The organism is Streptomyces sp. SAI-135 (assembly GCF_029893805.1).
Lineage (GTDB): Bacteria > Actinomycetota > Actinomycetes > Streptomycetales > Streptomycetaceae > Streptomyces.
On the sequence record NZ_JARXYP010000001.1, the window covers coordinates 791,755 to 809,156 of the forward strand.

The following is a 17,402-nucleotide window of genomic DNA, read 5'->3' on the forward strand; positions in this document are numbered from 1 at the left end:
ACCTGTCGAAGTCAGCCCTTCAGGCGACTCGTTCGAAGATCGCGGTGAGTCCCTGCCCACCGCCGATGCACATGGTTTCGAGGGCATAGCGCCCCTCGCGGCGCCGCAGCTCACGGAGCATGGTGGCGAGGATGCGCGCGCCGGTCGCCCCGACGGGGTGGCCCAGCGAGATGCCGGAGCCGTGGACGTTGACCCGGTCCCAGTCCGCGGCGCCGAGACCCCACTCCCGCGTCACGGCCAGGACCTGCGCGGCGAACGCCTCGTTGATCTCGATCAGGTCCATGTCGGCGAGGGCAAGACCGGCCCGCTTCAGAGCCCGGGCGGTCGCCGGCACCGGCCCGATGCCCATGCGGGCCGGCTCGACACCGGCCGTCGCCCAGGTGACCAAGCGCGCGTACGGTGTCAGCCCGAGCCGCTCGGCCGTCTCCCGAGTGGTGACAAGACAGGCCGCGGCACCGTCGTTCTGGCCACTGGAGTTGCCGGCCGTGACCGTCGCCTCCGGGTCCTGACGGCGAAGCACCGGCGCGAGCCGGGCGAGTGACGCGGCGCTCGTGTCCGCTCGGACATGCTCGTCGGCACTGACCGTGACCTGCTCGCCGCGCGGGTTCTTGGTGGTGATCGGGACGATCTCCTCTGCGAAGACGCCGGAGGACTGGGCCGCCGCCGCGCGGCGATGCGAGCGGACGGCGAGCTCGTCCTGGTCGCCGCGTGAGATGGCGTACTCGCGACGCAGGTTCTCCGCGGTCTCGAGCATGCCACCGGGGACCGGGTGGTGCTTGCCGCCGGCCGTGGTGCGCGCCCGGGCCAGTCTGTCGTGCAGCACCACGGACTCGGTGCGTCCCGGGAACCGGATCCCGTTCATGTAGTGCTCGACCGCGCTCATGCTCTCGGTGCCACCGGCGATGACGACGTCCGCGATCCCGGTCTGCACCTGCATCGCGGCCGTGCAGACCGCCTGCAGCCCGGATCCGCAGCGACGATCGAGCTGCAGTCCGGAGACGGACACCGGCAGTCCGGCGTCCAGTGCGGTGACCCGGCCGATCGCCGGAGCCTCGCCGTTGGGGTTGCACTGTCCGAGGACGACTTCGTCGATGTCCGCGCCCGCCACACCCGTGCGGCGAAGCAGTTCGGCAACCACCGCCGCGGCCAGCTCGCTGGCCGAGACGCCGGCCAGAGCGCCGCCGTACCGCCCGACCGCGGTGCGCACGGGCTCGCAGATCACGGCGTCACGCATCGATGGGCTCCTTCGCGGATGCCTCGGAGGCCAGCCAGGCCCGGATGGACTCGCCGTCGTTGTCCAGGGCGGGCGGGCGGTGCCGGTAGCGCGGCGGCGTCAGGGAGTAGGTGACGGGGTTGCGCACCATCGGCACCCCTTCGACGTCCACGACGGGTTCGAGGCCCAGCCTGGTCGCCATCTCCACGCCGCGCCGTACGTCGTTGATCGGACCGCACGGCAGACCGGCGCGGGTGAGCAGCTCGGCCCACTCGTCGGCGCCGCGAGTGGCCAGCACGGCTTCCAGTTCGGGGCGCAGCTCATCGCGGTGGTCGTTGCGCAGCCTCACCGAGGCAAACCGCGGGTCGGCCGCGAGGTCAGGCCGTCCGAGAACGTCACACAGGGTTCTGTACTGGCGGTCGTTGCCGGCGACGACGATGAGCTCTCGATCGGCGGTGGGCAGCGGGCCGTACGGGAACAGGCTGGGGTGCTCGTTCCCCATGCGCTGGGGCACCACCCCGCCGGCGACCCAGGCCGAGGACTGGTTGATCATCGACGAGAGGGCGCTGGAGAGCAGGTCGATTTCGAGGAGCTGCCCGTCACCGGTTGCGGTCCGGTGGTTGAGGGCTGCCAGGACCGCGACCGCCGCGTGCAGCCCGGTCATCACGTCGATGGCGGAGATGCCCGTGCGCAGTGGGGGCCCGTCGGCCTCACCCGTCATCGCCATCATGCCGGAGGCCGCTTGGATCAGCAGGTCATAGCCGGGCAGGGCGGCACCCCCATGCGTGCCGAAGCCGCTGATCGCGCAATAGACGACACCCGGGTTGGCGGCCGCGACCTGCTCGTAGCCCAGGTCGTACCGCTCCGTGGTCCCGGGCTTGAAGTTGTGGACGAAGACGTCGGCCCGGTGGGCGAGCCTGCGCGCCAGCACGAGGTCGCCCTGGTCGGCGAGGTCGAGCGCGACCGAGCGCTTGTTGCGGTTGACGGCCAGGTAGTACGTCGACTCGTCGTCTCGTACGGGCGGCTTGAAGGTCCTCGTGTCGTCGCCCGCCGGGCTTTCCACCTTGATCACCTCGGCGCCCAGATCGCCGAGCAGCATGGTGCAGTAAGGACCCGCCACGATGCGGGAGAAGTCCGCGACGATCAGCCCCGACAGCGGCCCGTCGCCCGGCATCTCAGCTGCTCCTGGTGGGTTCGAAGATCAGTCCCTGCCATGTTCCTTCGGCGCGCCAGGCGCTGATGAGGTGATCGAAGGCGACGATGCCGGGTCCGTAGGCTCCGTTGCGCCGCGCGGCGGTCGCGTTGGGCTGCCCCTCGTTGTTGTAGTAGCCCGGGGTGCACGATTCGAGGAATTCGAGGTTGGCGCGCGAAGATTCGAAGACCGTCTGCACCCAGGCCTCCTCGTCCGCGACGGCGACGTCGACCGCGCGGGCGCCCCTGCGGTCGACCTCGTGGATGACCTGGCTGACGTGCCGGCTCTGGACGTCGAGGACGTGCGCGAAGTTCGAGCTGACGCCCACCTGGTTGAGCGCGATGATGAAGAAGTTCGGGAAGCCGTTGGTCTGCATGCCGTAGAGGGTCGAGATACCGGTCGAGAACTTCTCGCTGAGCTTGCGGCCGCCACGGCCGACCACGTCGTAACCGAGCCTGGTCGCGAACGGCGCTCCCACCTGGAACCCGCTGGCGAAGACGAGGCAGTCGACGTCGTATTCGGTGCCGTTGACGACGATGCCGGTCGGTGTGACGCGCTCGATGCCCTGTCCGTCGGTGTCGAGCAGGGTGACGTTGGGACGGTTGAAGGTCTTCAGGTAGTCGTCGTTGAAGCAGGGCCGCTTGCACAGCGCGCGGAACCAGGGCTTCAGGCTCTCCGCCGTGGCCGGGTCGCGCACAGTGGCGGACACTCGGGCGCGGATCTCCTCCATCTTGGTGAAATCGTCGATCTCGTCCAGGACGCCACCACTGAGCGTGCGCAGGCGGTAGATGGCGGTCCAGCCGTCGTTGACGAGGTCGGTCTCCGCGTCGCCACCGGCCACGAAGGTCGAGAAGTTGTCCATCCGTTCGCGCTGCCAGCCGTGCGGGAGCGATGCGGCCCAGGCCGGATCGGTCGGCCGGTTGTTGCGCGGGCTGACCGCCGACGGCGTGCGCTGGACGACGTACAGGTGTCCGGCGCTTGCGCCCAAGTGGGGCACGGCTTGGATGGCCGTCGCTCCCGTTCCGACGATCGCGACCTTCTTGTCCGCGAGCCCTTCGAGTCCGCCGGAGCTGTCGCCCCCGGTGTAGTCATAGTCCCAGCGGGTCGTGTGAAACGTGTGCCCTCGGAAGGACTCGATGCCAGGTACTCCCGGCAGCTTCGGCTTCTGCATCGCGCCGGCGGTCATGCAGACGTACCGGGCGGTGAACACGTCGCCGCGGTCGGTCTCGATGACCCAGTGTCCGGCGTCCTCGTTCCACGTCACGCCCGAGACCCGGGTCTGGAGCAGGGCGTTGTCGTAGAGACGGTAGTGCCGGGCGATCCGTCGGCAATGCTCGAGGATCTCGGGTGCCTTCACATATTTCTCGGTGGGTATGTAGCCCGTCTCCTCCAGCAGCGGGAGGTAGATGTAGGCCTCGGTGTCGCACGCGGCGCCGGGGTAGCGGTTCCAGTACCACGTGCCCCCGAAGTCACCGCCCTGCTCGACGAGCCGGATGTCCTCGTAACCCAGGTCGCGCAGACGCGCGCCGAGAAGGAGTCCTCCGAATCCCCCGCCGATCACCGCGACGTCGACGTGGTCGGATACCGGCTTGCGCTCGATCCTGGGTGTGTAGGGGTCGTCGATGAAGTGCGCGAGTTCCCCCTCGAGCGCCTGGTACTGGCGTGAGCCGTCCGCACGAAGCCGTTTGTCGCGCTCGATCCGGTACTTCTCGCGCAGCGCGTCGGGGTCGAACCCGAGTGCCCGCTTGTCTGCCTGAACTGTCACCTGACGTCTCCTGGGGAGGCTGTGGGGCGGGCCGCGTTGCGGCATATCGCTGCGATGATCTGGGGCCAGGCTTCGGGCACGATGCCGTGGCCCATGCCGTCGACGGCCTCGAGCCAGGCGCCCGGCACGGCGTCCGCAATGGCCCGGCCGCCACTGATGTCGACCAGACGGTCGTCCGTGCCATGGATGGCGACGGTCGGCACGCGCAGACCGCGGAGCTCGGGCGTCCGGTCCGCCGAGGCGATCGAGGCCGCCTGCTGACGGATCCGGCCGGCCGGGTCGTGTGCGCGGTCGTACGCCGCGGCCGCACGGGTTCGTGCCGCGTCCTCGTCGAACGGGAAGCCTCCTCCGGCCAGCGCGCGCGAACGCTCCACGGCCGCCTCGACGACTCCCTCCCTGGTCGCCGGAGCGGGCCGGCGCATCAATGCCATGGTGGCGGGGTCCGCCTGGCCGACCGATCGGTCGCCGGTGCTCGACATGATCAAGCAGAGGGAGCGAACTCGCTCGGGCCAGTGGATCGCCATGAGCTGAGCGACCATTCCTCCCATCGAGGCACCGAGGATGTGGGCGCGATCGATGCCCAATGCGTCGAGGAGTCCGACGCTGTCGGCCGCCATGTCCTTGAGGGTGTAGGGCAGGGTGCTGAGATCGCCGCGTCGGATCGCGGCCAGGTCAGGGGTGCCCTCGATGCGTTCCGACAGACCGACGTCGCGGTTGTCGAAGCGGATCACGTAGAAACCCGAGTCGACCAACTGGTCGCAGAAGCCCATGTCCCAGCCGTTCAGCTGGGTACCCATTCCCATGATCATGAGAAGCGGCGGGTCCGCCGGGTCGCCGTATGCGGCACAGCACAGGGTGATCCCGTTGGCGGTGACCGACCTCGTGCCCCCTGCTCTCAGGTCGTGGCGGGTCGATCCCACCGGTCCTCCTTCTCTCTGCACCCGTCGGGAAGTCCCGGCCGGCGTCCGGCTCGCTCTTTCGGGGCTGTCAGAAGAAGTTGCTGAGGTTCTGCGACAGCAGGACGGTCTGGTCGAGGTAGATGTCGCGCCGTGCGATCCGGAACCCCTCCTCGGTGCGCCGGAGCACGTCCTCGCGGCGTCCGATCCACTCGTCGATCTCCGACTTCAGCCGCGTCCGGTACAGGTGGAAGCAGGTCTCGACGGTCAGCTCGGTGCCCAGGTCCTCGATGATGCGGACGTTGGTCACGAGGTGACGGGTCCGTGACGGCGGATCCTCGGCCCAGGCCGTGCCGGTGCCGAGCTTCTGCACCCGGCCGACGAGGGTGGCCTTGTCGTCGTCGAAGAACGCCATCTCGCCGGGCCGCGTGAACTCCCGGGAGAGGTTGCGGCGCGGCACGGTCCGGCGGATCGGCATGAAGTACGCCGTGTCGTCGGTGAACAGGTCGACCCACTCCTCGAACCGCTGGTGGTCCAGCAGGGCGGCCTCGTGGGTGTAGAACTGCTCGACCTCGTACTGCAGGTACATCGCCGCGATCTTCTCCGGCGCGATGGTCGTCTCCAGATGCGCAGTTGCCATGACTCGTCAGTCCTCAGATGTAGTCGCCGGGCGTGGTGGCCGAACGCAGCTCGTCCCAGCTGGTGCCCTTGACCCACGCAAGCCACGACAGGTACGTCCACAGCTGTGCGTGCTCGTTGACGGGGGCCTCGATGCGGGCCACGCCGTCCTCGTGGATGATCTTTCCGCGTCCCAGGCCCATCTTCAGGAGCTGCGGGATGTCGCGGCTGGCGCCGCCGCGGGTCTGCGCCGTGCTCTGCGACCAGTTCTCGCCGTCTTCCTGTTCCAGGAAGCCCGCCGGTCCGAACGAATGGATCTGACGGCCGAGTTGCGCCTTCTGCTCCTCGGGCGACTCGTTGCGGTCCTTGAAGCTGAACCACCACACCTCGGTGACGCCCGCGCTGCGCGGCACCCGGAGGCTGATCTGTGCGTCCATCGTGAACCAGGCGGTCGGGAAGAGATGCGGGTGGCCGGCGAACCGGGACCCGACCGGGCCGAGGGCCGCGAGCGGACCGGGGTTCTGGCGCCAGGTGACGAGCTCGTGCATCTCGGGAGGCAGGGTCCTCAGCATCGAGTCCAGGCTCGGACCCGAGATCGCGTGCCCGTACTCGCCGAGCGCGACCAGTGTGTCGAGGTCCGTGGGAAGCCGCTGCACACCGAGGGCCTTGCCTTCGTCGGTCTTGGCACCGCCGGTGTCGTTCACGTCGGCACTGGGGATCATCCCGACGGCCTGCGCCGAGATATGGGTGATCTGCGGGTGGTAGTAGTCGAAGGCGTTGTCCGCGGTGAACTTCCAGTTGCAGTTGAGCGTGAACTTCTGCACGCCCGGGCGGGCCTCGATGTCACCGCGCTCTGCCAGCAGGTCGATGGCGATGCGCCCGGTGCGTCCGAGGAACTCCAGCAGCGGCGGTGCCTGCGGGTCCATGGTCGCGAAGATGAACCCCTTGTAGTTGTCGAGCTGGGCCACCTTGCGCAGGGGGTGCTTCGTCCTGTCCAGCTCATCCCGATAGAAGTCCGACATTCCAGGCACCCCGACGAGTTCGCCGTCCAGGCCGAACGTCCAGCCGTGGTAGGTGCACATGAAGTTCCGGACGTTGCCCTCCTCGGCCCGGCAGACCGCGTTGCCGCGGTGAGTGCAGGTGTTGAGCAGCGCCTTGATGCTGCGGTCGCGCTGGCGGACCACGAGGACGTTGTCCTTGCCCATGGGAGCCTCGAAGAAGTCACCCTTCTTCGGGATCTGCGTCTCATGGCACAGGAAGAGCCAGGCCCGCCCGAAGATGTGCTGCATCTCCAGCTCGAAGATCTCCTCGTCACTGAAGATCCTGCGGTCCAGCTCCCCGGTCGCCACGTTGACGAGCGAATCGAGGTAGGCGGTGGTTCCAGGCGCCTCGATGGTCATGTCAGTTCTCCACTCGTCGCTGAGGAAGGTCACACAGGGTCGAAGATGTGACCCCAGTACGCCGAGGCGTCATAGGTCACGACCGACCAGGTCTTTTCGTCGATGAGCAGCCCGTCAGTGCCGTACTCGACACCGAAGCCGGACGGGGACTGCACGTAGAAGGACAGCATCTTGTCGTTCGTGTGGCGTCCCAGCGTGGCGAGCTGCCGGATCTTGCGCTGCTGCACCTTGTCCAGGGCGCGACCGACGACGTCGAGGTCGTCGACCTCCACCATGAAGTGATTGATCCCTGCCGGTCCGTCCCCGTAGATCGGGGCCACCGCGAGGGAGTGGTGCCGCGCATTGGTGTGCAGAAAGGTCAGGAGCATCCCGGGCACCGGGATGATGTGGTCGCTCACCTTGAAGCCGAGGACACGCCGGTAGAACTCGATCGTCTCCTCCACGTTGTCGCTCACCACGACGACATGGCCCAGGCCCGTGTCCGCCCCGTCGGGAGTTGTCGTGACGAACCGTGCACCCGTGGGTGAGATGAACGGCTCCTGCAGCATGCTCGGGCCGTAGTGGAACTCCAGCGCGTAGCCGGCGGGATCGCGGCAGCTCAGCAGTCGGCGCACGCCGCGCAGATCGGCGAGCCGCGCATCGTCCTTGTAGTCGACGCCGGCCGCATCGAGTGCGGCTGCCACCTCGTCAAGTGCGTCAGGCCCGGAGACCTGCCAGCCGACGTAGTCGAGTTCGTCGTCACCGGCCCGCAGTGTGAGGCGATGAGCACGCTCGTCCATGCGCAGGACGAGTGCGGCCTCACCGTCGATCTCCTGACGAGATGCTGTCATCCCGAGAATTTCGGTCGCGAAAATCTCCCAGTCCTCCAGGCTCTTCACCCGGAGGCCCAGGTAGCCGAGTGCCTCGACTCTCGTCATGGGTTGATCCGTCCCCTCTGGTTTGCGTGTGGCGCCGGTCCACCGATCGTGCGAGGAGATGGCGTATCCGACAACAGAGCTGTTCCGTATGTTCGAACCGCGGTTGCATCAGGCGACCAATTTGCTGACCTGGCCGCACAGTTGCTCGGCCGCCTTGAGCATCGCGCCCTTGTAGCGCAGGACGGAGCGGCCTGTGGCTTCGGTCGACAGCGACAACGCCGCTACGGGTTTGCGGGTCCTGCGGTCGAGGACCGGCACGGCGATGCACGAGACGCCGAGGAACGTCTCCTCGAAGTCGGTGGCGAAACCCTGGTCGCGGACCTCGCCGAGGGCCCGCTCCAGCAGGCCGTGGGTGGTGATCGTGAATGCGGTGAACCGGTAGTAGCGAGCTTGCATGGAGCCGCCGGGCGGTGCATCGGAGAACGCGAGCATCGTCTTCCCGAGCGCCGTCGCGTACTGCGGTCGACGCATACCGACCGCGGTGTTGATCCGGACGGAGTCCGGCCCGAACAGCTTTTCGACGTACAGCACGCTCGATCCGGCGGGCACAGCGAGATGCACCGTTTTGCGGGTCTGCGCGTAAAGCTCGGTCAGCACCGGCATTGCGCGATCCCGCAAGCCGTTCGCACGCGCGACGGCGACCTGGTTCCCCAGCTCGAACGTCCGGGTCGACAGCGCGTATTTGTCGCCTGACCGTCGTACGTAACCGCTCTCGATGAGCACTGCCAGGAGGCGGTGTGCGGTCGCTTTGGGAAGGCAGACGACCTGAGCGAGTTCTGAGACACCCATGACGGCGCGAGGTCCACCCAGTGCGTCCAGGAGAGCGAGCGCCTTGCCTGCCGAGGTGTCGTGGCTGCTGTCGGTCCCTGCGTTCTTGGCCTGCTGGAGATCCATCAGACCCTCCTCTCCCGACTGGCTTACACCGTTCCACCCTGAGGAACATTCGAGATGTAAGATACGGTATCTCAGACGTCAATGGTCAATGGTCGGTGGCGAGTGACTTTCCTGAAGGAGAACGGCATGCAGCACAGCGCGATCGTGGGGGCCAGTGCCGCGGGCGTCTCTGCCGCGATCGCGATGCGCTCGCTGGGACATGACGGACGGATCACGATCATCGATCGCGACCCTCACCCACCGTACGAGCGCCCACCTTTGTCGAAGCTGGCGGACCGCACACTCCGTCCGATCATTCCCCCCAGCAGATTCACCGAACTCGACATCGAGCTCCGGCTCGGCTCGGAGGTCCGCGGCATCGATCCGGTCTCTCGCACGCTCCACCTCGAAGCCGACGACTCCCTGAAGATCGACACCCTCCTGCTGAGCACCGGAGTAGCGGCGCGGCGACTGACCGTCCCAGGCTCCGACCTGGCCCACGTTCTCGTACTGCGTGATGCGTCGGATGCCGCCCTGCTGGCGAACCGCTTCTCCGCCGGCGGCCCACTCGTGATCATCGGAGCGGGCTTCATCGGACTCGAGATAGCCGCCCTCGCCCGCGAACACGGGCTCGACGTCACCGTGGTCGAGGTCGGCCCCCGGCCCCTGCAAACGCTTGACGAGCGCATCGGCACCCATCTGCTCGACCTCCACCGGAACCAAGGAGTGCGGTTCGTCCTGGGTCGAACCGTGCAGCGGTTGGAGGGCGTGGACGCTGTCGAGAAGGTGGTTCTCGACGACGGCACCCGGCTCTCCGCGGCGACAGTCGTCGTCGGCATCGGGGTGGAACCGCGCACCGAACTGGCCCGCGCGATCGGCGTACGGACGGACAGCCAGGGCATCGTCGTCGACGCCTATGGACATACCGACGTGTCGTGGGTGTACGCAGCAGGAGACGTGGCGAGTCAGCCGCACCCGCACCTTGTCACCGGGCCGGGCCGCATCGAGCACTGGGACGTCGCCATGAAGCACGGCACCGCGGTGGGCGCCACCATGGCCGGGCATCCAACGGCGTTCACCGAGACGCCGTACGTCTGGTCCGATCAGTTCGGACGCACATTCCAGATGTTCGGACGTCCCCACACGACCGACGAACTGGTCATGCGGCGTGACGCGACGTCGGAGTCCTATGTGGGGTTCTGGCTCCGCGACGAAGTCGTCGTCGCCGTCTGCGGCTTCGACCGCCCTCGCGATGTCGGAGCAGCACGCCGACTCATTCAGCTCCCCGTCAAAACCCACCGCGACGCGCTGGCCGACGACGGGCTGGAACTCAGGAACCTGATCAAAACCATCACGCGCGGCTCAAGCCCGCGCCCCGACTCCGTGAAGGGTGTGACGATCACGTGACGTGGACGAAAGCCTGCAGCACGTCCGACCTCGACGAGGGCGAGGGCTTCCAGCTCAAGCGGGAGCGCCCGATCGCCCTCTTCAACGTCGACGACGAATACTTCGCGATCGACGACACGTGCACACATGACGAATCGTCCCTGGCCGACGGATACGTGGAGGGGGACGTGGTCGAGTGCGCGTGGCACTTCGCCAAGTTCTGCATAAAAACCGGAGCCGTGCTCAGTCTCCCGGCAACCTGCCCGGTCAGTACCTATGCCGTCAAGGTCGAAGGCGATGACGTCTTCGTCGACCTTCCCGACTGAGCCACCCATCCGACCGACGAGGAGCCCGCACCCCATGACGACCCAGACCGGTTCGATACCAGCGCCCACCTACGACAGCACGAAAAGGATCGTTCGTACTCCTGACTACGAGATCCAGATCAACGAAGCCGGTGAGGGCCACCCCGTCCTGCTGATCCACGGCACTGGCCCCGGTGCGACGGGATGGTCCAATTTCGCCCCGAACATCGGCCCTCTGGCACAGCACTTCCGGGTCATTGCGGTCACCATGCCGGGCTGGGGCGAGTCGAGCCGCCAGAACGTGGAGTCCGGCTTCGACCAGGGCGAGGCGGTCAAGCAGCTCATGGACGCCCTCGACATCGAGCGGGCGGCGATCGTGGGCAACTCGATGGGGGGCGGAGTCGGCATCATCATGACGGCACGCTGGCCGGAACGGGTGTCTCACCTGATCACGATGGGATCCGGGGTGTGGGGCGTGAACGTGCTGTCCCCGGCCGGAATGACCGAAGGGTTCAAGGTCCTCGTCGAGACCTACCAGGACCCGTCGCCGGAGAACTTCAAGCGGTTGGTCCAGGTGATGTGCTTCGACCCCACCTTCGCAACCGATGAGCTCGCTGAACAACGATCGCAGGCGGCACTGGCGCACCCTGATCACCTCAGCGACTGGCTCGAGCGTGCCAAGGTCGGCTTGGGTCAGGAAGCCTTCATGTCCGCGGCACAGGCTCTGCACACCTCCAGCGTGCCGGCACTCATCATCCACGGCCGCGATGACCGAACCGTTCACTGGGAAATCAGTCTCCGCGCGATGTCGATGATCCAGGACTCGCGGATGGTCATGTTGAACCGATGCGGCCACTGGGCACAGCTCGAGCACGCCGCGGAGTTCAACCGGCTCGTGACCGAGTTCGTCACCAACCACCACTGATCGGACCCGAGGGAAAGGACACATCGACGTGCGCGGACTTGAGGGACGTGTCGTCCTGCTCACCGGCGGCGGCTCCGGGGTCGGGCGAGCCATCGTGGACCGCTTCCTCGACGAGGGTGCGCGGATCGTGGTCCTCGAACGAGACCCTGACAAGGCCGCCGCGTTGGAGGCGATCGGCAGCAACGACCTCAGCGTCGTCACCGGCGACGTCACCTCGTACGCAGACAACGAGCGGGCCGTCGCTGCTGCCGTGGACACCTTCGGCCGGCTCGACGTATTCATAGGCAACGTCGGGTTGTGGGACTTCAGCCGCAATCTGGTGGACCTCTCGCCGACTGAGCTCGAAACCGGGTTCCGTGAACTTTTCGGCGTGAACGTGTTGGGCTACCTGCTGGGCGCGAGGGCAGCAGCGGCCGCACTCAGGCAGTCGCGCGGCACGGTCATCCTCACGCTGTCCAACGCGTCCTTCTATCCACAGGGCGGCGGCGTCCTCTACACCGCGACGAAGCATGCCGGACTCGGCGTTGTACGGCAGCTGGCCTACGAGCTGGCACCGGAGATCCGGGTGAACGGAGTCGCTCCGGGAGGAATGGCGACGAACCTGAGCGGACCGAAGTCGCTCGGCCTGGATCAGCGCCAGATCAAGGACATTCCGATCCAGGAGTACCAGGAGAAGTACTCAGCCCTGGAGAGGGTGATCGAACCGGCCGACTACGTGGGGACCTACGTCCTGCTGGCCTCGAGCCGTGACGCCCTCACCGTCACCGGAACGGTCTTCGACATCAGCGCGGTGGGTACGCCTCACCGCGTCCAATGACGGGCGAACAGATCGCCGTTGGGCAACCCCCTTTTCGTCCTGCCCCACGTCTCATTCGTGCCCAACGCAAGTTCGCGCCCCCGCTCCTGCTCTCCGCGACGGCGGTCTGACCGGGTCCGTGGCACCTTCGGAAAGTTCGGCCCGCCACTCCTCGGAACTGCCACAACACACAGTCATCGCACACCGGATCGCTCTGTTCGGCACTCGGCACGGCCGCCGACTGCCGACTGGGCCGATGTTCTTCCCGAGCAGCGCAGGCTCACTCGGGCTGCGGCAAGAACGGGCATCGTGACCAGGCGATGCTCTGCCGGGGCATCGTCACGCAACGACGGCGCACGCAAGCGGCCGCTCACCACGACGGCGTATCAGTCTGGACAGGGAGTACAGATGAACGTTCAAGACGGCAGTCGCACGGTACATGTGGTGCGCACCATGGACAGTGAGGTCGAGGTCTTCTCGAGCGCTGCGGAGGCACGGCAGTACGCCCGGTGCAAGCGCGGTGCCACGGTGCTCGAGCGAACCGTACGAGGTTCTCTCGGCGAGGCCCAGACCGTCTACGAGCGCCGGGTACACATCGTCGACGGCGTCGTTCGCCGCGACACCTCCACAGAAGAGCTCCTCTTCACCGTCGACGGCGACACTTGGGTCCAGGCCGCCGATGTCGAGTCGTTCCAGGCAAAAGGCAACTGGTGGACGATCGTCGGGCTGGGAACCGACCGGCAGACGCTCGATGACCTCATCATGCGCGAGATCTCGCGCCTCACCTCGGCCTGGCTGCTGCGCCGGCGCACCCTGGCTTGACCCGAATCATGGACCGGGGCCCCACCGAGTCGGCAAACCCCTCAGCCCCCCGAGCATGGGCACGAAGCGGGACGCCACAGCCACCCACTGGGAGCGGAAGCATGCACGGGCAGAGAGAAGAGACACTCAGACTGACACCCGCCGCAACGACTGGTTCTGTGTGGGCAAAGGACCTGAGCGCGACAAGGCTGTACTTTCAGCGCTGCACCTGGTGCGGCACGGCCGCGTATCACCGTCTCCTGTGCCCGGCGTGCCGAAACACGGAGCTACGCATCGAACTGAGCGAGGGCACCGGCACGGTGCGGTACTCCCGGACGCTTCTGAGGCGCGGGCCTTCCGCACGCAACGAGTCTTTGATCGAGCTCACAGAAGGGTTCGTCGTGCGTGCCCGCGTCATGGGACTTTCGGTAGGCATCCCTGTCGGAGCGCGAGTGCAGTTGGTCACGCCCAAGGACGTGATCCGAAAGATGCCGCTCTTCCGTCTCCTTGAAGCCTAGGTCATGTCCGTCGCGCCCAATGTCATGTCCACCGATCCGCGGGAACCAGATGCCTTGGTCCGGGACGGCGAGAGCGCCCCGACGTGGGGCTGTGACCATCCTCCGGCTTGCCCGCCCCCGGTCGTCGCCTCCGCACCTCGCGCCCGCTGCGATCTCAGGCACCATGCCGAGCAACCACGAAGTAGGCCTAGCGCATGATCAGACGACAGCAGGAGCAACGACGGGGCACCGCTGCGGCCGTTCCCGGAGGGGTTCCGACCTCGCGCGGGTCAGGACGAGTTTCCACATGGGCTCCGTTCGCATATACGGCTTTCCGGATCTTGTTCGTGACCCAACTCGTCGCCAATGCAGGTCGACTCATGCAGGTGACAGGCTCAGCATGGGCGATCCAGGACCACGGAGGGTCGCCCCTACAGGTTTCGTTGATCCAGACTGCCACCTATGCGCCCTTGGTAGCGCTTGGCTTCGCCGCCGGCACACTCGCCGACAGGGTCAACCGCCGGCTGCTGCTCGTCGCTTGCCAGGCCTGGATGGCCCTCAGCGCGACCGCCTTGTCTGTGGCCACGTGGATCGGTTGGACCGACCCGCTGGTGGTACTCGCGCTCACCTTCGCCATCGGTCTCGGCACGGCGATTGCCGCACCCACCTGGGCAGCTCTCCAGCCGTCACTGGTCCCCAGTCGGTTCGTCGGTCGAGCGATCGCACTGAACGGTCTGACGTTCAACGTGGCTCAAGCAGTCGGTCCCGCGCTCGCAGGCCTAGTGATCGCCGCACTCGGCACACAGTGGATTTTCGCCATCAATGCGTTCGCCCTCTCATGCACTGTGCTTGCCCTTCTGGCCTGGAAGGCGCCCGTACCGGCGTCACGGCCCACAGAGTCCTTCGGACAGTCACTCCACGCCGGCCTTCGGTGCATCATGACGGCGCCGCAGCGTCAGATCCTTACTCGCCTCACGATCTTCATGGTGCCGGCCATCTCAGTAATGGCTCTGACACCCGTCCTCGCCGACGAGCGACTGGGGCTCGACGGTAGCGGTTACGGGGTGCTCCTGGCGACGTTCGGTTCCGGTGCAGCGTTGTCGGTGACCATCTGGTCCCGAGTCGAGGGGCGCGGAGAGGCATGGGGCATGAGCGCCTCGGCTGTCCTGCTCACTGTCGCGCTGGTGACCGCAGCGGTCTGTACCCAGCCTGTCATCGTAGGTGCGGCCCTCCTGGTCTCAGGCATGGGCTACACGCTCGGCAGCACCTGCGCCTATGTAGCGGCGCAGCGAGTGGTCGACGAAGCGATGCGCGCCCGAGTCATGGCGGCCTACGTCGTCACCTCGGGCGCTGTAGTCGCCGCGTCCAGTGCAGTGTGGGGCATCGTGGCACGCGCGGGAGTGGCCACAGCTTTTGCCGTCGCGGCCGTTCTCTGCGGCGTCAGCCTCGCAGCGGGCAGGCGATGGCCTCTGCCCCGTGGCCGGGACAAGCAAGCCGACGAGACTGCCGACTCCGCCGATTTGACAGGCGAGCGTTAGGAAGGGTCTGCTCTCATACTCACTGCCTCGGAGACCATGAGCAGGTGCTGCCGCCTGAGGAGCACAGCGAGTGGGCGGTGCACAAGCGTTGTCGCGACCTGAGTCGCTTGAGTCGCTTCGATCGCTGGCTGGGGCGTCATTCGAACCCGGCGAGGACGGCCCGCGGGCCGGTACAGGCGCGTAGGACAAACAGGACACAGATGAGGACTGCAACGCGGCGCAGCCCCGGCGCTTCAGCTCCTCCAAGGCGTCGACGACCTCATCCGTGGTCCAGATCCGGTATGCGTAGCGGCCGTCTCAGGTCGATGGTCGCACGCTGCGCATCCATGGTGAACGTGGCTACCGCATCGGAGACGAAACGTCACGGCGTAACCCTTTTCTCCGGCGTCGCAGCCGGTCGAATCTGCGCAGGCGTTGATGGTGAGGCCAAGAGGGTCAGGTGGCTGATGTCGCGCCGGCGTCGTTGGTGGCGTCGATGGGGGGCAAGGGCATTCGCTCCGACGGGTACAGCGATGTCGCCTCCGCGCGGATGAACAGGGATGATCTCGTACAGACATCCGAGTAGAGCTTGCTCGTACGTGCGTCCTGGTACCGTCGGGGCAGGTCAAGGAGGGCTACATGGGACGACGCACGGACACTCGGGACCGCATCATCCAAGCGTCGATGCGAAGCATGCGCGAGCGGGGTTTCGGCGCCACCGCGATCAGCGACATCGTGACCGCGTCCGGGGCTCCGCGGGGATCCGTGACCTTCCACTTCCCGGGCGGCAAGGACGAGATCGCGCGTGAAGTGGTCACGCTGCGGACCACCCAGCTGCTTGAACGGCTCGACGCGACCGCGGCCGAGAGTGACTCGGCTGCCGGCTTCATGACGGCTTGCGTGGACGCGATCGCGGCGGAGTTCGCAGACTCCCAGTTCACAGCCGGGTGCCCGGTCGTGCCCGTCTGCATCGAACGGTCCGCGCAATCGGACCAGCTCCGGCTGACCAGCATGGCGTTTTTCAAGGCATGGCGCGGGGCGGTCGCTCATCATCTCGCCGCGCACGGCGTCGACGGCCCCCGGGCCGAGCGCGTCGCGACGCTCGCCGTCAGCGCCATCGAGGGCGCTCTTGTCATCTGCCGCAGCGAGCGGACAGTCGACGCCCTTGTCGCCGTCCGCGAGGAGTTGCGACTGCTCATCGGCTAGCGCCCACGCCGAGCAGCAAGCTCTCTGTCGTGTGATCTGCGATTTCTCCTCTTCGAGAACACCAGCACCCGCCCCGGTGGGCCCTTGCCCAGGCCGACGTCGTACGGCATCCGGTAGCCGCGGGTGGGAGTACTGCGCCCTCCCGCGGCGCGCGGAGTACTCCTACCGTCGACCTCATGACCAGTCATTCTCATATCGCGGATTCCGCGCACACGCCCCAACAGACTTTGACGGACGAGTTCCCGACTTGGGGTCGTCCTTCGACCTCCAGCCCGCTGGCTGGCACGGTCGCTTTGGTCACCGGCGCCAGTAGCGGGATCGGCGAGGGCACCGCGCTTGCGCTGGCCGCTCTGGGCGCCCGCGTGAGCGTCGTGGCCCGGCGCGCGGACCGTCTCGACGCACTCGTCGAAAAAATCGCAGGTGCCGGTGGTCACGCCCTGGCCGTGGGCGCGGACCTCACGGACGAAGAGCAGGCCCACGCCGTGGTCGCCCGCACGGTCGAGACCTACGGTCGCCTCGACACCGTGGTCGCCAACGCGGGCGTCATGATCCTCGGACCGATCATGGGCGCCGACACGACCGACTGGCGCCGGATGATCGAACTCAACACGCTCGGGCTCATGTACACCGCCCACGCGGCTTCCCCGCACCTGCTCGAGGCGGCGGCCAACGGCCCGCGCAACGTGGCCGACCTCGTCCTGGTCAGCAGTACCGCGGGTCGTATGGTCCGCGGAGGCGGCGGTGTCTACAACGCGAGCAAGTACGCGGTGAACGCCTTCGGGGAAGCCTTCCGCAAGGAAGTCACACAGCGCCACCTGCGTGTTTCGCTCGTCGAGCCTGGTGCGGTGGAGACCGAGCTGCCCCTCCAGAACCGCCCCGAGGTCCAGGAGCGGATGTACGAGCGCTATTCCACGATGGAGTGCCTGCGGCCCGAGGACGTGGCGGACACCATCGGCTTCATCGTCACCAGGCCGCGTCACGTCGCCGTGAACGAGGTCCTGGTCCGGCCGACGGAGCAGCAGGAATGACCGGCGCGATACCGCGGCGTCGGCTCGGCCAGCGTGGGTGCACTGCACCCATGTCCCGAAAGCCGGC

General features: G+C 67.1%; 17 protein-coding genes. 9 read left to right on the forward strand and 8 right to left on the reverse strand.

Annotation, left to right across the window (positions count from 1 at the left end):
• Nucleotides 1–19: 19 nt before the first annotated feature.
• From M2163_RS03460 to M2163_RS03495, 8 genes are all read right to left on the reverse strand, one after another.
• Complete coding sequence (locus M2163_RS03460) at nt 20–1,234, reverse strand: acetyl-CoA C-acetyltransferase (protein ID WP_280893068.1); 1,215 nt, start codon at nt 1,232–1,234, stop codon at nt 20–22.
• Entirely contained in the window at nt 1,227–2,387 is a 1,161-nt protein-coding gene (locus M2163_RS03465) for a CoA transferase (protein WP_280893069.1), read from the reverse strand. Before M2163_RS03465 ends, M2163_RS03460 begins: the two co-directional genes overlap by 8 nt.
• 1 nt (nt 2,388) lies before the next feature.
• Nucleotides 2,389–4,170: an NAD(P)/FAD-dependent oxidoreductase gene (locus M2163_RS03470; RefSeq protein ID WP_280893070.1), complete on the reverse strand. Its 1,782-nt coding sequence runs from the start codon at nt 4,168–4,170 to the stop codon at nt 2,389–2,391.
• The gene (locus tag M2163_RS03475) at nt 4,167–4,979 is read right to left on the reverse strand and encodes an alpha/beta fold hydrolase (protein ID WP_348541027.1); all 813 of its coding nucleotides are present in this window, start codon (nt 4,977–4,979) and stop codon (nt 4,167–4,169) included. The genes M2163_RS03470 and M2163_RS03475 overlap by 4 nt, the downstream gene beginning before the upstream one ends.
• A 178-nt stretch (nt 4,980–5,157) precedes the next feature.
• Nucleotides 5,158–5,706 (reverse strand): 3-phenylpropionate/cinnamic acid dioxygenase subunit beta, encoded by a 549-nt coding sequence (locus tag M2163_RS03480; RefSeq protein ID WP_280854552.1) that lies wholly within the window; start codon nt 5,704–5,706, stop codon nt 5,158–5,160.
• A gap of 13 nt (nt 5,707–5,719) precedes the next feature.
• A complete protein-coding gene (locus M2163_RS03485; RefSeq protein WP_280893072.1) occupies nt 5,720–7,084 on the reverse strand; it encodes a Rieske 2Fe-2S domain-containing protein in 1,365 nt (454 codons plus the stop codon).
• 29 nt (nt 7,085–7,113) lie between these two features.
• Nucleotides 7,114–8,001, reverse strand: coding sequence for a VOC family protein (locus M2163_RS03490; protein ID WP_280854550.1), 888 nt, complete (start codon nt 7,999–8,001; stop codon nt 7,114–7,116).
• Nucleotides 8,002–8,109: 108 nt separating this feature from the next.
• A complete protein-coding gene (locus M2163_RS03495) occupies nt 8,110–8,895 on the reverse strand; it encodes an IclR family transcriptional regulator (protein ID WP_280854549.1) in 786 nt (261 codons plus the stop codon).
• A 126-nt stretch (nt 8,896–9,021) separates the two neighbouring features.
• On the opposite strand from M2163_RS03495, the gene M2163_RS03500 reads away from it, so the two are divergent.
• The 9 genes from M2163_RS03500 to M2163_RS03540 all read left to right on the forward strand — a co-directional run bounded on the left by M2163_RS03500 (nt 9,022) and on the right by M2163_RS03540 (nt 17,335).
• Nucleotides 9,022–10,281, forward strand: a complete 1,260-nt coding sequence (locus tag M2163_RS03500; RefSeq protein ID WP_280854548.1) for an FAD-dependent oxidoreductase — start codon at nt 9,022–9,024, stop codon at nt 10,279–10,281.
• Entirely contained in the window at nt 10,278–10,586 is a 309-nt protein-coding gene (locus tag M2163_RS03505; RefSeq protein WP_280854546.1) for a bifunctional 3-phenylpropionate/cinnamic acid dioxygenase ferredoxin subunit, read from the forward strand. Before M2163_RS03500 ends, M2163_RS03505 begins: the two co-directional genes overlap by 4 nt.
• 34 nt (nt 10,587–10,620) lie before the next feature.
• Nucleotides 10,621–11,490, forward strand: a complete 870-nt coding sequence (locus tag M2163_RS03510; protein WP_280854545.1) for an alpha/beta hydrolase — start codon at nt 10,621–10,623, stop codon at nt 11,488–11,490.
• Between the two features lie 28 nt (nt 11,491–11,518).
• On the forward strand, nt 11,519–12,307 hold the full coding sequence (gene hcaB, locus M2163_RS03515; protein WP_280854544.1) for a 3-(cis-5,6-dihydroxycyclohexa-1,3-dien-1-yl)propanoate dehydrogenase: 789 nt from the start codon (nt 11,519–11,521) through the stop codon (nt 12,305–12,307).
• A gap of 387 nt (nt 12,308–12,694) precedes the next feature.
• Nucleotides 12,695–13,108: a hypothetical protein gene (locus M2163_RS03520; protein ID WP_280854543.1), complete on the forward strand. Its 414-nt coding sequence runs from the start codon at nt 12,695–12,697 to the stop codon at nt 13,106–13,108.
• Nucleotides 13,109–13,239: 131 nt separating this feature from the next.
• Nucleotides 13,240–13,605, forward strand: coding sequence for a zinc ribbon domain-containing protein (locus tag M2163_RS03525; protein WP_280893145.1), 366 nt, complete (start codon nt 13,240–13,242; stop codon nt 13,603–13,605).
• A 194-nt stretch (nt 13,606–13,799) separates the two neighbouring features.
• Nucleotides 13,800–15,122, forward strand: a complete 1,323-nt coding sequence (locus tag M2163_RS03530; RefSeq protein ID WP_280893073.1) for an MFS transporter — start codon at nt 13,800–13,802, stop codon at nt 15,120–15,122.
• Between the two features lie 618 nt (nt 15,123–15,740).
• On the forward strand, nt 15,741–16,307 hold the full coding sequence (locus M2163_RS03535) for a TetR/AcrR family transcriptional regulator (protein ID WP_280893074.1): 567 nt from the start codon (nt 15,741–15,743) through the stop codon (nt 16,305–16,307).
• A gap of 176 nt (nt 16,308–16,483) precedes the next feature.
• Entirely contained in the window at nt 16,484–17,335 is an 852-nt protein-coding gene (locus M2163_RS03540) for an SDR family NAD(P)-dependent oxidoreductase (RefSeq protein WP_280854540.1), read from the forward strand.
• The last annotated feature ends 67 nt before the right edge of the window (nt 17,336–17,402 follow it).

Bases quoted from the DNA above. Each gene is read 5' to 3' on its own strand.
- M2163_RS03540 (WP_280854540.1), top strand. From the start codon at position 16,484: ATGACCAGTCATTCTCATATCGCGGATTCCGCGCACACGCCCCAACAG.
- M2163_RS03520 (WP_280854543.1), top strand. From the start codon at position 12,695: ATGAACGTTCAAGACGGCAGTCGCACGGTACATGTGGTGCGCACCATG.
- M2163_RS03535 (WP_280893074.1), top strand. From the start codon at position 15,741: ATGGGACGACGCACGGACACTCGGGACCGCATCATCCAAGCGTCGATG.
- M2163_RS03460 (WP_280893068.1), bottom strand. From the start codon at position 1,234: ATGCGTGACGCCGTGATCTGCGAGCCCGTGCGCACCGCGGTCGGGCGG.
- M2163_RS03495 (WP_280854549.1), bottom strand. From the start codon at position 8,895: ATGGATCTCCAGCAGGCCAAGAACGCAGGGACCGACAGCAGCCACGAC.
- M2163_RS03465 (WP_280893069.1), bottom strand. From the start codon at position 2,387: ATGCCGGGCGACGGGCCGCTGTCGGGGCTGATCGTCGCGGACTTCTCC.
- M2163_RS03500 (WP_280854548.1), top strand. From the start codon at position 9,022: ATGCAGCACAGCGCGATCGTGGGGGCCAGTGCCGCGGGCGTCTCTGCC.
- M2163_RS03480 (WP_280854552.1), bottom strand. From the start codon at position 5,706: ATGGCAACTGCGCATCTGGAGACGACCATCGCGCCGGAGAAGATCGCG.
- M2163_RS03485 (WP_280893072.1), bottom strand. From the start codon at position 7,084: ATGACCATCGAGGCGCCTGGAACCACCGCCTACCTCGATTCGCTCGTC.
- M2163_RS03490 (WP_280854550.1), bottom strand. From the start codon at position 8,001: ATGACGAGAGTCGAGGCACTCGGCTACCTGGGCCTCCGGGTGAAGAGC.
- M2163_RS03530 (WP_280893073.1), top strand. From the start codon at position 13,800: ATGATCAGACGACAGCAGGAGCAACGACGGGGCACCGCTGCGGCCGTT.
- M2163_RS03510 (WP_280854545.1), top strand. From the start codon at position 10,621: ATGACGACCCAGACCGGTTCGATACCAGCGCCCACCTACGACAGCACG.
- M2163_RS03475 (WP_348541027.1), bottom strand. From the start codon at position 4,979: ATGATCATGGGAATGGGTACCCAGCTGAACGGCTGGGACATGGGCTTC.